Genomic DNA, 12,326 nt, shown 5'->3' with positions numbered 1-12,326 from the left:
CCTACTGCGCCACCGCGGCCAGCGCCTGCGGCAGTGTGAATCGCCCGGCGTACAAGGCTTTCCCGACGATGGCACCCTCGACACCGCTGCCGGTCAGCGTGGCGATGGCGCGCAGGTCGTCCAGGCTGGACACCCCGCCGGAGGCGATCACCGGGGCGTCGGTGCGTTCGGCGACCTTTCCGAGCAGTTCGAGGTTGGGCCCGTTGAGCGTGCCGTCCTTGGTGACGTCGGTGACGACGAACCGCGAACAGCCTTCGCGGTCAAGACGATCGAGTGTCTCCCACAGGTCGCCGCCATCGGTCTCCCAGCCGCGGCCGCGGAGTCGGTGCTCCCCGTCGACGATCTTCACGTCCAGGCCAACGGCGATCTTGTCGCCGTGCTCGGCGCACACCTTCGCGCACCACTGCGGATTCTCCAGCGCCGCCGTGCCGAGATTGACCCGCGCGCAACCGGTGGCCAGCGCCGCGGTCAGCGATTCGTCGTCGCGGATCCCTCCCGACAATTCCACCGCGACGTCGAGCTTGCCGACCACCTCGGCCAGCAGTTCGCGGTTGGAGCCGCGGCCGAACGCGGCGTCGAGGTCGACGAGGTGGATCCACTCGGCACCATCGCGCTGCCACGTCATCGCGGCATCCAGCGCAGAGCCGTAATCGGTTTCACTGCCCGCCTGGCCCTGCACCAGCCGGACAGCCTTGCCGTCGACGACGTCGACAGCGGGTAACAGAATCAAAGACACGGGCTCAACCTAGTGCTTTCACCCAATTGCTGAGCAATGCGGCACCGGCGTCACCGCTTTTCTCGGGATGGAACTGGGTGGCCGACAGCGGCCCGTCCTCGACAGCGGCCAGGAACGGCACGTTGTGCGTGGCCCAGGTCAGCAGCGCGTCCGGGTTGCCTTCCCACTGCTGGGCGGCATACGAGTGCACGAAGTAGAACCGGGTGGTGGGCTCGATGCCCTTGAACAGCGTCGTGCCCGCGGGTGCGTCGACGACGTTCCAGCCCATGTGCGGGATCACGGGCGCGTCCAACCGCACCACGGCGCCCGGCCACTGCCCGCAGCCCGCGGTCTGCTGACCGAACTCGACACCGCGGGCGAACATGATCTGCATCCCGACGCACACGCCGAGCACGTGCCTGCCCGCCGCGATGCGGTCGGCGATGATCTTGTCGCCGCTGATCTTTCGCAAGCCGGTCATGCAGGCCTCGAATGCGCCGACCCCGGGCACCACGAGGCCGTCGGCGTTCATCGCCGCGTCGCGGTCGGACGTCACCTCGACGTCGGCGCCGACCCTGGCCAATGCCCGCTGCGCAGACCGGAGGTTGCCCGAGCCGTAATCGAGGATGACGACACCGCGGCGGGGCCGCGAATGCACTTTGCTTGTCACAACGTGCCTTTGGTCGACGGCACCCCGCTGACCCGTGGGTCGTACTCGACGGCCTGCCGCAACGCGCGCGCGACGGCCTTGTACTGCGCCTCGGTGATGTGGTGCGGGTCCCGGCCGTACAGGGTGCGCACGTGCAGGGCGATTCGGGCGTTGAAGGCCAGCGACTCGAACACGTGCCGGTTGACCACCGTGTGATACGGCGCGCTGGATCCGGCGATGGTGAACTCGACCATGAAATCCGGTTCCCCGGTGTGCACGAAGTACGGCCGGCCCGATACGTCGACGGCGGCATGCGCGAGCGACTCGTCCATCGGGATCCACGCGTCGCCGAACCGGCGAATGCCCTTCTTGTCGCCAAGCGCCTGACCGAGGGCCTGACCCAGCACGATGGCGGTGTCCTCGATGGTGTGATGGCCCTCGATGTCGATGTCGCCGGTGGCCTTGATGCTCAGGTCGAAACTCGCGTGGCTGCCCAGCGACGTCAACATGTGGTCGAAGAACGGCACCCCGGTGCTGACGTCGACGACGCCGGTGCCGTCGAGGTCGAGTTCGACGACGATGTCGGATTCCTTGGTCTTGCGTTCGACTTTCGCGCGACGGTGTTCGGTCACTGTGCTCCTATTCGGGCGCTCGCTTCGAGCAGCGCATCGTTCTCGGCGGCCAGTCCCGTGGTGGCACGCAGGTAGCCGGGGATGCCGACGTCGCGGATGAGGATTCCCGCATCGAGGTAGCGCTGCCAGGTGGCGGGGGCGTCGCTGAACTCACCGAACAGCACGAAATTGGCGTCGCTGGGAATGACCCGGAAACCCATGCCGGTCAACCCTGCTGTGACCCGGTCGCGCTCGGCGATCAACTTCGCGACACTGCCGAGCGTGTCGTCGGCGTGCCGCAGGGCGGCGCGGGCGGCGGCCTGTGTGACCGAGGACAGGTGGTACGGCAGACGCACCAGCAACATCGCGTCGATGACGGCGGGTGCGGCGATCAGATAGCCGAGGCGGCCGCCTGCGAACGCGAACGCCTTGCTCATGGTGCGGGTGACGACGAGCTTGGTCGGATGGTCGTCGATCAACTTGACCGCACTCGGCTGCGACGAGAACTCGCCGTAGGCCTCGTCGAGGATCAGGATGCCGCCAGACATGGCGCCGAGCAGTCGATCCAGGTCGTCCAGCGAAACACTTTGGCCCGACGGGTTGTTCGGGCTGGCCACGAACACGATGTCCGGCGTGTGCTCCTTGATGGCCTGCACCGCGACGTCGGTGTCGAGGCTGAAATCGTCGGCCCGGTTGGCCACCAGCCACGCGGTCTGGGTGCCGTCGGAGATGATCGGGTGCATCGAATACGACGGCACGAATCCGATCGCGCTGCGGCCCGGCCCGCCGAACGCCTGCAACAACTGCTGCAGGATCTCGTTGGAACCGTTTGCGGCCCACAGGTTTTCGACACTCAGCGGCGTACCGGTCTGTGCCGCCAGGTAGGCGGCCAGGTCGCTGCGCAGCGCGACCGCATCACGGTCCGGGTAGCGGTGCAGATCCCCCGCCGCCGCGCGCACGGAGGCCGTCACGTCATCGATCAGCGCCTGAGTCGGCGGATGTGGGTTCTCGTTGGTGTTCAGCCGCACCGGGACGTCCAGTTGCGGTGCGCCGTACGGCGATTTGCCCCGCAGATCGTCCCGCAGGGGCAGGTCGTCGAGCGTCACGTTCTTGCCGATGGTCACGCCTCGAACCTCCGTCGGACCGCCTCGCCGTGGGCGGGCAGATTCTCGGCCTGCGACAGCGTGATCACGTACCCGGACACGTCTTTGAGCGCTGCTTCGTCGTAGTCGACGACATGGATGCCTTTGAGGAAGGTCTGCACCGACAGCCCGCTGGAGTGCCTGGCGCAGCCGGCGGTGGGTAGCACGTGGTTGGACCCGGCGCAGTAGTCGCCGAGGCTCACCGGCGAGTACGCGCCGACGAATATCGCCCCCGCCGAACGGATCCGGGTGGCCACCTCGCGCGCATCGACGGTCTGGATCTCCAGATGTTCTGCGGCGTAGGCGTTCACGGTTCGGACACCGGCATCGATGTCGTCGACCAGCACGATGGCGGACTGCTTGCCCGTCAACGCGGCGGTCACCCGGTCACGGTGCACGGTGGTCTGCAGTTGGTTCGCCAGTTCCCGGTCGGTGGCGTCGGCCAGCGTCACGCTGTCGGTCACCAGCACGCTGGCCGCCATCTCGTCGTGCTCGGCCTGGCTGATCAGGTCCGCGGCGACGTGCACCGGGTCGGCTGTGTGGTCGGCGAGGATCGCGATCTCGGTGGGGCCGGCTTCGGCGTCGATACCCACCTGCGAACGGCAGATCCGCTTGGCGGCGGTGACGAAGATGTTGCCCGGCCCGGTGATCATGTCGACCGGCGCCAACTCGCTGCCGTCGGTGTCCGTGCCGCCGTAGGCCAACAGCGCCACCGACTGTGCGCCGCCGACGGCCCACACCTCGTCGACGCCGAGCAGCCGGGCGGCGGCCAGGATGGTCGGGTGCGGCAGGCCGCCGAAGTCGGCCTGCGGCGGGCTGGCGATCACCAACGAGTCGACGCCCGCCAGTTGTGCAGGCACCACATTCATCACCACGCTGGACGGGTAGACGGCGTTGCCGCCGGGCACATAGAGGCCCACCCGCTCGACCGGTACCCAGCGTTCGGTGACGGTGGCACCCGGCGCCAACGTGGTCGTGGTGTCGGTGCGGCGTTGGTCGGCGTGCACGGCGCGGGCCCGGTCGATCGACACCTGCAGGGCCGCGCGGACGTCGACGTCGAGGGCGGCCAGTGCCGCCTCCAATTCGGCGGCGGGCACCCGGACGGTTGCCGGCCGCACCCCGTCGAACGATTCGCCGTACTCGAGGGCGGCGGCGGCGCCCCGTTCGGCGACCGCGTCGACGATGGGCCGCACCCTGGGCACCACCGCGTCCACGTCCACGCCGCCGCGTGGCAGCGCGGCCCTGAGTTGCGCAGCGCTCAGTGTGCGGTTGCGCAGGTCGACGCGGGTCATCGTGAACGGGGTCATCGGCTCAATTGTCCCTGATCGGCCTGCGCGAACAAAAATCCATTACTTTCATGACCATGTCCGCCGTATCTCGTAAAGACCACCCCAATAACGCGCCCGGTGTGCCGATGGTGTTTCCGGTCGCGGTGGAGAACTTCCAGGTCAAGTACTTCAACCCGGTCTTCAAGCCGATCGCGCGGTTCCTGCCGGGAATGGCGACCATCAAGCACCGCGGCCGCAAGTCGGGTAAGCCGTACGAGACCATCGTCACCGCGTATCGCAAGGGAAACCTCGTCGCGATCGCGCTCGGCCACGGCAAGACCGACTGGGTGAAGAACGTGCTGGCGGCCGGTGAGGCCGACCTGAAGTTCATTCGCCGCGAGGTGCACCTCACCAATCCACGCATCGTGCCGGCGGGCGGCAGCGCCGACGGGTTGCCGTTCATGGCCCGCGCGCAGGTGAAGAACATGGCCATCTTCGTCGCCGATATCGCTTGACCGCGCTGACAGACTGACTTCATGGCGTGGGAAGTCTGGCTGACGTTCTTCGGTGCGGCGATCGCGATCAGCGTGTCACCGGGCGCAGGCGCCATCCAGTCGATGGCGACCGGCCTGACACACGGTGTGCGGCGCGGCTACTGGAGCATCCTCGGACTCGAGATCGGGTTGATGCTGCAACTCGCTCTCGTCGCGATCGGCCTGGGTGCGGCGGTGGCCAACTCGATCCTGGCGTTCAACATCATCAAGTGGATCGGTGTGGCGTATCTGGTGTATCTGGCTGTGCGCCAATGGCGTACCGCGACCATCGACCTGCGCGAGCAGGTCGGCAAGGCGATGGACGGCGGCCGCCTCGCGCTGCTGGTGCGTGGCTTCCTGGTGAACGCCACCAACCCCAAGGGCCTGGTGTTCTTCCTGGCGGTGCTGCCGCAATTCGTGGTGCCCACCCAACCGCTGCTTCCGCAATACCTCGCGGTCGGCGTGACGATGGTGGCGGTCGACCTCGTGGTGATGGGGTTCTACACCGGGCTGTCGGTGCGCCTGCTGAAGTGGCTGCACACGCCGCGCAAGCAAACGGTGATGAATCGCGTGTTCTCCGGGCTGTTCGCGGGCGCGGCCGTCGTGCTGTCACTGGTGCGCCGCGGGCCGATCACCGCGTGAACACCGTCTTACCCGTCATCGCCGGCCAGGCCGACGGGGCGTCCTGGAACGCGACGACGCGGTCCACTGCGGGGGCGAGATCACAACGCGCCGTGAGCAATTCGAGGATCTCGGGAATGACCGCGCGCGCGTTCACCCGGCCGGTGACGAACCGCAGGCCCCTGGTGTACATCGACAGCAGCGGCAGTTCGACGCCACCCTGGTAGTAGATGCCGGTATCGGTGCACACCCCGTCGGGCCAGGTGGCGCGCATCGTCGCCGCCAGCACGGCGGGGTCGGCGGTGGTGTGCACGGTGATCGGATAGGGCTCCCAGGACTTGTCGGGCTTGACCCGGTCGTGCACGGTGGCGCCCAGCTTCTCGGCCATCGCCAGCCGCTGCGGGTCGGTGTCCAGGTAGTCGACCTGTGCGCCGTAGGCCGATGCGAACGCCGCGGCGTACAGGCCGATCGACAGCCTGCCCGCGACCAGCACCCGGCGCTCGGCGGGATCGAGCGCATCCAGCTCACGCCGATACGGCCCGACGGCGCGCCAGCCGTCGGGGATGTTGTCGGACAACGACGCGACGGCCACTGGGTCGACGTCGTCGGGAAGCCGCACCAGCATCGCGTCGGCGTAGGGCACCAGCAGCAGGTCGGCCATGAAGCCGCCGCCGTCCAGACCTGCCAGCGGCGCCATGCCGTACATCGCCATCAACGGCAACGAGGCGCACGACCCCGTGACGCCGCGCCGGCAGGCGGCGCACGTGCCGCAGTTGATCTGGAACGGCACGATCACCCGATCGCCGACTCTCACGTCGCGCACGGCGTCGCCGACCGCGACCACCTCCGCCACCCCTTCGTGGCCGACGGCGTGCCCGGGCGGCATCGGCAGCCGCCCCTCGGCGACTGCCACGTCCAGGTCGCAACACGCCACCGCGACCGGTCGGACGATCGCCTGTTCAGCGGCGGTTAGCTGCGGGTCAGGAGCGTCTCGCCACGCGTATTCGCCCGCCGCCTCGAACATCAACTGCTGCATGACCGGCCTTTCTTTAGCGACCTTTCAAGTATTGTTGAGCGACCATTCAAGTAAAGTCAAGGGCATGCCTCGTCCGGATCGAAGCCGCGCCGCGCTGCTGGACAGCGCCGCCCTGCTGTTTCGCAGGCAGGGCTACGCCGCCACGGGTGTCAACCAGATCCTGGAATCGGCCGACGTCAAGGCCGGTTCGCTGTATCACCACTTCCCCGAGGGCAAGCAGCAGCTCGCGGCGGCGGTGGTGGACATCGTCGGCAGCGGGATCGAGCGACGGCTGCGGTCGTTCCTCGACAGCGACCTGCCGGTCGCGGACATCGTCGACGCGTGGATCGACCTGATGAGCGCCGGGCTGTCGTCCGATCACCGCGACGGCTGCCCCATCGAGCCCATAGCCACCGAGTCCGTGAACGCCAGCCGGCAAGTGCGCGATGCCTCGGCCAGGGCGTTCGCGGGCTGGTGCGCCGCTGTCGCCGACAGGCTGACGGCCGACGGGTGGCCAGACGACGACGCGCAACAGACCGCGCTCGCGGTCATCGCCCTGCTCGAGGGTGCGCTGATTCTGTCCCGTATCGCGGGCAACACCGGATCCCTGACCGCGGCGAAAGCCGCGGCGCGCACGCTGCTCAGCCCAGCGCGCGGAGCTCACGACGGGAGCTGAGGCCGGGTCACCCGAGCAAAGTTAGCTGACTACGCCGTCGATCGCGTATCGGCGAGATCTTGAAATTGACGTCCGCTGTCGTTAAATTGCGATGCAGAATTCAGTTAATTGCGGAAGTGTCATTTACACAATTGCATAATTGAGGCATTGCTGGCGTCCGCTTCCTTCAGCCGCGCGGCTTGTTCGGGCTCCGAATTCTGCGATCCTGCGGTGGCGTTTGCGCCGATGTCCATCAACAGGTTCGCGAACTTCTTTGCCGCGTCGGCGAGCTCCGGCGGCGTGGCCGGGTCGATCCTGGCGAGCAGATACTGGCCCCCGTCGTACAGCGAGACGCGTGCGTTGGCCGCCACTGCCAGGGTGCCTGTCACGTCTTCTGGCCCGCCGGGGGGCTGCAGATTGGTGTTCAACGAGACGCCCTTGCGGACCACATCCGCGGCGGCGCAGACCTTTGTCTTGGCGTCAGTCCGTTGTGCCCCTGAGTAATTCGGTGACTCGGGAGTGCCTTCCTGGCTCAGGCGGTACAACGCCCAACCGGCCAGAACGACCGCTGCGACGGCCACGACAAGAGTGATGGGAAGAAGAATTCGGGTCCAGCGCGACCCGCCGGATTCGGGGTAGTCGGCGGTGGACTCGATCGATGATGACTCCGGCATGAGGCGATAGTAACGGCGCGAGCAGCCGATCAGGCGTCGCGTCGCGCCCTGCGAGTCGCGGCGGACGGTTTCGCTGCCCCATTTGCAGAATAATTACAATTACACCAATGAATTGCCTTTCCCCTCTCCAGAAAGTGCTAAATACGTTGCTCAGATTGGTTTAGCGGTTAGCCAATTCATCCGGTAAAGCGGAACGGGAACCGGCACCACCCCGGCAAGCGGCGACGGCGCAGACGGCAAGGCCGGTTAGACGTCTAGTCCGACATCCAGCACACGCACGGAGTGGGTGAGGGCACCGACCGCCAGATAGTCGACGCCCGTACCCGCGTACTCGGCCGCGGTCTCCAGCGACAGGCCCCCAGAGGACTCGAGTTTCGTTGCGGGAGAACGGGAATCGCGGCGCTGCACGGCGATCTGGGTCTGCCAGACGGGGAAGTTGTCCAACAGAACCAGCTCGACGTTCTCCGTGAGCACCTCGTCCAGCTGTTCGAGCGAGTCGACTTCCACCTCGCACTCCAGCTCAGGTGCGGCACCGCGAACGGCACGCAGCGCCGCCACCACCGAACCGGCGGCCGCGACATGGTTGTCTTTGATCAACGCCGCGTCGCCCAGCCCCATCCGGTGGTTGACACCGCCGCCGACGCGCACCGCGTATTTCTGCAGCGCGCGAAGACCGGGCAGGGTCTTGCGGGTGTCGCGGATCTTCGCCTTGGTGCCCTCGACGGCGGCGACCCACGCCGCAGTGGTCGTCGCGATGCCCGACAGGTGACACACCAGGTTCAGCATCGTGCGCTCGGCGGTGAGCAGACCCTGGGTCGGCGCCTCGACGACGAGCAGCACCCCGCCGGCATCCAGCCGCGCCCCGTCATCGACCCGCTCCTTGACGCGGTAGCCGTCGGGCCCGATCACCTCGTCGAGCACCAGCAGCGCGAAGTCGACGCCTGCGATGACGCCGGGTTCACGCGTCACCATCGACGCGGTGGTCGTCGCGTCCGCAGGCACCGTCGACAACGTGGTGACATCCGGCCCGTAGCGCAGGTCCTCCTCGAGGGCGCGGGCGATCACCCTTCGAGCTTCGGTCAGCTCGTCGGCGCTGAGTTCCATCAGCACGCCACCGCCGGAAGCAGACTGTGGGCGAACGCCGGATCGGTGTCCGGGAAGTCGGCGCGGTGGTGGCAGCCGCGGGATTCGGTGCGGGCCATCGCCGCGGGGGCGCCCGCGCCCGCCACGGTGGTCAGCGTGACATCTTCGAAGTCACTGCGGGACAGGATGTTTCGCGGCCGCGCGGTGTCGATCTCCTTGGCAAGCCGCTCCAGGCCGTCTGCGTCGCGCACGACGGATGCGTACCGGGTCATCGCGCGCTGCAGGTCGCCCCGCGGCAACGCGCGTCGCTTCGACGGTTCCGGGTACTCCGCGCGACCTGGACCGGCGGCCAGCGCATGGTCGGCGGCGGCCCTACCCGCACGGCCACCGACGACCAACCCCTCGAGAAGGCTGTTGGACGCCAGTCGATTTGCTCCGTGCAGACCGGTGCGCGCCACCTCGCCCGCGGCGAACAATCCGGGGAGTTCGGTGCGCCCGTGCAGATCGGTCACCACGCCGCCGCAACTGTAGTGTGCCCCGGGAACGACGGGGATCGGTTCGCGGGTGGGGTCGATACCGGCAGCGCGGCAGGCCTTGGTCACGGTGGGGAACCGGGCCGGGAAGCCGTCGATGCCGCGTGCATCGAGGTACACACACGGGTCGCCGGTCTGAACCAGGCGGGCGTCGATGGCTGCGGCCACCACGTCGCGCGGCGCCAGATCACCCATCGGATGGACGCCTGCGGTCACCGAACGTCCTTGGCCGTCAACGAGAACCGCGCCCTCGCCGCGGACCGCCTCGGTGATCAACGGCCGCCTGCCGCCGGCGTCGCCGTCGTACAGCATGGTCGGGTGGAACTGGATGAACTCCACGTCGCTGACGGGCAGGCCCGCCCACATCGCCAGCGCGACACCGTCACCGGTGGACCCCTCGGGGTTGGTGGTCGCGGTGTACAGGTGGCCCAGTCCCCCGGTCGCCAGGATCACCGACGGCGCATGCACGATGCCCAGTCCGTCCTCGTTGAGGACGAGCACCCCGGTCACGGCGCCGTCGGCGTGCAGCAGTTCGAGCGCCACGTGGTTGCGCCGGACGTCCAACCGCGCTGCCGCGTTGTCGAGTGCGCGCTGGACTTCGGCGCCGGTCGCGTCGCCGCCGGCGTGAATGATCCGCCGCCGCGAATGTCCACCCTCGCGGGTCAGCGCCCACTGTCCGGGTGCCGCCTCGTCGAAATGCGCTCCGTCGTCGACCAATTCGCGGACCGCACGGTGACCGTCGGCCACGATCGAGCGCACGGCCACCGGATCGCAGAGTCCGGCGCCCGCGGCCAGCGTGTCGGCCACATGCCGGTCGATCGAATCGCCGTCGTCGCGCAGTGCGTCCGGCAGCACCACGGCGATGCCGCCCTGGGCGTAGAAGGTGGCGGTGTCGCCTGCCTTGCTCAGCACCATGACCTTTCGGCCGCTGCGGTGCGCCGCCAATGCCGCGACCAGACCGGCGACGCCGGTGCCGAGGACGACGACGTCGGCACGCTGCTGCCAGTATCCGCGACCTCCGCAGCCGGTCATTCGCCGCCGCCGGGTGTACCGATCTCGATCATCCGCTGCACGCTGGCGCGCGCCAATCGGGCGGTCTCGGGATCGACGTCGACCTCGTCGCGGCCTTCCACCAGGCACCGCAGCAGCGCTGCGGGGGTGATCATCTTCATGAACTTGCACGACGCCCGGTCGTTGACCGCGCGGAAGTCGACTTCCGGTGCGGCGCGGCGCAATTGGTGCAGCATGCCAACCTCGGTGGCAACCAGCACCTGGCGGGCGTTCGTTTCGCGCGCGGCGTCCAGCATGCCGCCGGTGGACAGGATCTTGACCCGGTCCTCGGGGAAGGCGCCTTCGCCTGCCAGGTAGAGAGCCGATGTGGCACAACCACATTCGGGGTGCACGTACAGTTCGGCGTCGGGATGGGTGCGGGCCTGGTCGGCCAGTTCGTCGCCGTTGATGCCGGCGTGCACATGGCATTCACCCGCCCACACGTGCAGGTTCTGCCGACCAGTCACGCGACGCACGTGTGCGCCGAGGAACTGGTCGGGGCAGAACAACACCTCACGGTCTTCGGGGATCGACGCGACGACCTCGACCGCGTTCGACGACGTGCAGCAGATGTCGGTCTCGGCCTTCACCGCGGCGGTGGTGTTGACGTAGGACACCACGACTGCGCCGGGATGTTCGGCCTTCCAGGCCCGCAACTCGTCGGCGGTGATCGAGTCGGCCAGCGAGCAGCCTGCGCGCTGGTCCGGGATCAGCACCTTCTTGTCCGGGCTGAGGATCTTGGCCGTCTCGGCCATGAAGTGCACACCGCAGAACACGATGGTGTCCTCGGGTACGTCCGCGGCGATCCGCGACAGCGCCAAGGAGTCGCCGACATGGTCGGCGACGTCCTGGATGGCCGGCAGTTGGTAGTTGTGCGCGAGCAGCGTCGCACCTCGCAGGTCGGCGAGGCGGCGCACCTCCGCGGCCCATTTCTCGTCGCCGTCCACCCCGGAATATCCGGTCGGGCCAGCGACGATGCGGTCCGCGAGATCGTTCGTAGCCATACGGTCGAGAACCGTCATAGCCAACTCTCCAATCCGTCGAGGTTTTCGACTTATAATCGAAAACATGTCACATACTAGCACCGCCCACGAGGTGCTCGCCGTCGTGTTTCAGGTTCGGGGCCCGACTTCCGCAAGGCCCCCGAAACCCGCACTTCACGTGCTGTTGTGGCAGCGTGCACTGGAACCGGAGGCCGGAAAGTGGTCGCTTCCTGGTGGCCGTCTCGGCGTCGACGAGGATCTGACCAGTTCGGTTCGCAGGCAGCTCGCCGAGAAGGTGGACCTGCGTGAACTTGCTCACCTGGAGCAGTTGGCTGTGTTCTCCGACCCGAAGCGCGTGCCCGACGTGCGCACGATCGCGTCGACGTTCCTCGGTCTGGTGCCCTCCGCCGCAACGCCGGAACTCCCGCCGGACACCCGCTGGCATCCGGTCAGCGACCTGCCGCCGATGGCGTTCGACCACGCCCCGATGGTGGAGCACGCCCGCACCCGCCTCGTCGCCAAGCTGTCCTATACGAACATCGGATTCGGTTTGACGCCAACGGAATTCGCGCTGTCCACGCTGCGCGACATCTACAGCGCGGCGTTGGGCTACCAGGTCGACGCAACGAACCTGCAACGCGTCCTCGAGCGTCGGCACGTCATCACCCGGACCGGAACCACTGCACGCTCGGGCCGCAGCGGCGGTCGGCCCGCCGCGCTGTACCGCTTCACCGACTCGCACTACCGGGTGACCGACGAGTTCGCCGCGTTGCGCCCGCCCGGGTGAGTCGGCT

Annotated in this window: 14 protein-coding genes; 4 read left to right on the top strand and 10 right to left on the bottom strand. The window is 67.9% G+C overall.

Annotated features, from left to right (window positions below):
- Window position 1: 1 nt before the first annotated feature.
- From priA to hisD, 5 genes are read right to left on the bottom strand one after another with little or no spacing between them, the layout of a single operon-like run.
- Window positions 2-736, bottom strand: a complete 735-nt coding sequence (gene priA, locus C1A30_RS20420) for a bifunctional 1-(5-phosphoribosyl)-5-((5-phosphoribosylamino)methylideneamino)imidazole-4-carboxamide isomerase/phosphoribosylanthranilate isomerase PriA (RefSeq protein ID WP_101949930.1) — start codon at window positions 734-736, stop codon at window positions 2-4.
- A gap of 4 nt (window positions 737-740) precedes the next feature.
- The gene (hisH, locus tag C1A30_RS20415; protein WP_101950352.1) at window positions 741-1,373 is read right to left on the bottom strand and encodes an imidazole glycerol phosphate synthase subunit HisH; all 633 of its coding nucleotides are present in this window, start codon (window positions 1,371-1,373) and stop codon (window positions 741-743) included.
- Window positions 1,374-1,381: 8 nt separating this feature from the next.
- On the bottom strand, window positions 1,382-1,996 hold the full coding sequence (hisB, locus tag C1A30_RS20410; RefSeq protein ID WP_101949929.1) for an imidazoleglycerol-phosphate dehydratase HisB: 615 nt from the start codon (window positions 1,994-1,996) through the stop codon (window positions 1,382-1,384).
- Window positions 1,993-3,099 carry a histidinol-phosphate transaminase gene (locus tag C1A30_RS20405; RefSeq protein WP_101949928.1) on the bottom strand — a complete coding sequence of 369 codons (1,107 nt, stop codon included), beginning with the start codon at window positions 3,097-3,099 and terminating at the stop codon, window positions 1,993-1,995. Before C1A30_RS20405 ends, hisB begins: the two co-directional genes overlap by 4 nt.
- Window positions 3,096-4,424: a histidinol dehydrogenase gene (gene hisD / locus C1A30_RS20400; RefSeq protein WP_101949927.1), complete on the bottom strand. Its 1,329-nt coding sequence runs from the start codon at window positions 4,422-4,424 to the stop codon at window positions 3,096-3,098. Before hisD ends, C1A30_RS20405 begins: the two co-directional genes overlap by 4 nt.
- 56 nt (window positions 4,425-4,480) lie before the next feature.
- Between hisD and C1A30_RS20395 the strand changes: the two genes are divergently transcribed.
- Together C1A30_RS20395 and C1A30_RS20390 are read left to right on the top strand one after the other, a co-directional pair.
- Window positions 4,481-4,900, top strand: a complete 420-nt coding sequence (locus C1A30_RS20395) for a nitroreductase family deazaflavin-dependent oxidoreductase (RefSeq protein ID WP_200828318.1) — start codon at window positions 4,481-4,483, stop codon at window positions 4,898-4,900.
- Between the two features lie 21 nt (window positions 4,901-4,921).
- The gene (locus C1A30_RS20390) at window positions 4,922-5,560 is read left to right on the top strand and encodes a LysE family transporter (protein WP_101949926.1); all 639 of its coding nucleotides are present in this window, start codon (window positions 4,922-4,924) and stop codon (window positions 5,558-5,560) included.
- Here C1A30_RS20390 and C1A30_RS20385 read toward each other — a convergent pair.
- On the bottom strand, window positions 5,550-6,575 hold the full coding sequence (locus C1A30_RS20385) for an alcohol dehydrogenase catalytic domain-containing protein (RefSeq protein ID WP_101949925.1): 1,026 nt from the start codon (window positions 6,573-6,575) through the stop codon (window positions 5,550-5,552). The genes C1A30_RS20390 and C1A30_RS20385 overlap by 11 nt on opposite strands.
- 64 nt (window positions 6,576-6,639) lie before the next feature.
- On the opposite strand from C1A30_RS20385, the gene C1A30_RS20380 reads away from it, so the two are divergent.
- A complete protein-coding gene (locus C1A30_RS20380; protein ID WP_101949924.1) occupies window positions 6,640-7,230 on the top strand; it encodes a TetR/AcrR family transcriptional regulator in 591 nt (196 codons plus the stop codon).
- Window positions 7,231-7,349: 119 nt separating this feature from the next.
- Here C1A30_RS20380 and C1A30_RS20375 read toward each other — a convergent pair whose 3' ends face one another.
- From C1A30_RS20375 to nadA, 4 genes are all read right to left on the bottom strand, one after another.
- Entirely contained in the window at window positions 7,350-7,883 is a 534-nt protein-coding gene (locus C1A30_RS20375) for a hypothetical protein (RefSeq protein WP_235010013.1), read from the bottom strand.
- Window positions 7,884-8,129: 246 nt separating this feature from the next.
- Window positions 8,130-8,987 carry a carboxylating nicotinate-nucleotide diphosphorylase gene (gene nadC / locus C1A30_RS20370; RefSeq protein ID WP_101950349.1) on the bottom strand — a complete coding sequence of 286 codons (858 nt, stop codon included), beginning with the start codon at window positions 8,985-8,987 and terminating at the stop codon, window positions 8,130-8,132.
- Window positions 8,987-10,531, bottom strand: coding sequence for an L-aspartate oxidase (locus C1A30_RS20365; protein ID WP_101949923.1), 1,545 nt, complete (start codon window positions 10,529-10,531; stop codon window positions 8,987-8,989). Before C1A30_RS20365 ends, nadC begins: the two co-directional genes overlap by 1 nt.
- A complete protein-coding gene (nadA, locus tag C1A30_RS20360; RefSeq protein ID WP_101949922.1) occupies window positions 10,528-11,571 on the bottom strand; it encodes a quinolinate synthase NadA in 1,044 nt (347 codons plus the stop codon). The genes C1A30_RS20365 and nadA overlap by 4 nt, the downstream gene beginning before the upstream one ends.
- Window positions 11,572-11,617: 46 nt before the next feature.
- Here nadA and C1A30_RS20355 point away from each other — a divergent pair, with 46 nt between their 5' ends.
- A complete protein-coding gene (locus C1A30_RS20355; protein WP_101949921.1) occupies window positions 11,618-12,319 on the top strand; it encodes an NUDIX domain-containing protein in 702 nt (233 codons plus the stop codon).
- The last annotated feature ends 7 nt before the right edge of the window (window positions 12,320-12,326 follow it).

This window comes from Mycobacterium sp. 3519A, assembly GCF_900240945.1.
Classification (GTDB): domain Bacteria; phylum Actinomycetota; class Actinomycetes; order Mycobacteriales; family Mycobacteriaceae; genus Mycobacterium.
Note: the sequence above shows the minus strand (reverse complement) of the source record. Positions and strands in the feature narration are given on the sequence as shown.

Coding starts and splice junctions, on each gene's coding strand:
- C1A30_RS20365 (WP_101949923.1), bottom strand. CDS start 10,531: ATGACCGGCTGCGGAGGTCGCGGATACTGGCAGCAGCGTGCCGACGTC.
- C1A30_RS20395 (WP_200828318.1), top strand. CDS start 4,481: ATGTCCGCCGTATCTCGTAAAGACCACCCCAATAACGCGCCCGGTGTG.
- hisD (WP_101949927.1), bottom strand. CDS start 4,424: ATGACCCCGTTCACGATGACCCGCGTCGACCTGCGCAACCGCACACTG.
- C1A30_RS20375 (WP_235010013.1), bottom strand. CDS start 7,883: ATGCCGGAGTCATCATCGATCGAGTCCACCGCCGACTACCCCGAATCC.
- C1A30_RS20380 (WP_101949924.1), top strand. CDS start 6,640: ATGCCTCGTCCGGATCGAAGCCGCGCCGCGCTGCTGGACAGCGCCGCC.
- C1A30_RS20390 (WP_101949926.1), top strand. CDS start 4,922: ATGGCGTGGGAAGTCTGGCTGACGTTCTTCGGTGCGGCGATCGCGATC.
- nadC (WP_101950349.1), bottom strand. CDS start 8,987: ATGGAACTCAGCGCCGACGAGCTGACCGAAGCTCGAAGGGTGATCGCC.
- C1A30_RS20355 (WP_101949921.1), top strand. CDS start 11,618: ATGTCACATACTAGCACCGCCCACGAGGTGCTCGCCGTCGTGTTTCAG.
- C1A30_RS20385 (WP_101949925.1), bottom strand. CDS start 6,575: ATGCAGCAGTTGATGTTCGAGGCGGCGGGCGAATACGCGTGGCGAGAC.
- nadA (WP_101949922.1), bottom strand. CDS start 11,571: ATGACGGTTCTCGACCGTATGGCTACGAACGATCTCGCGGACCGCATC.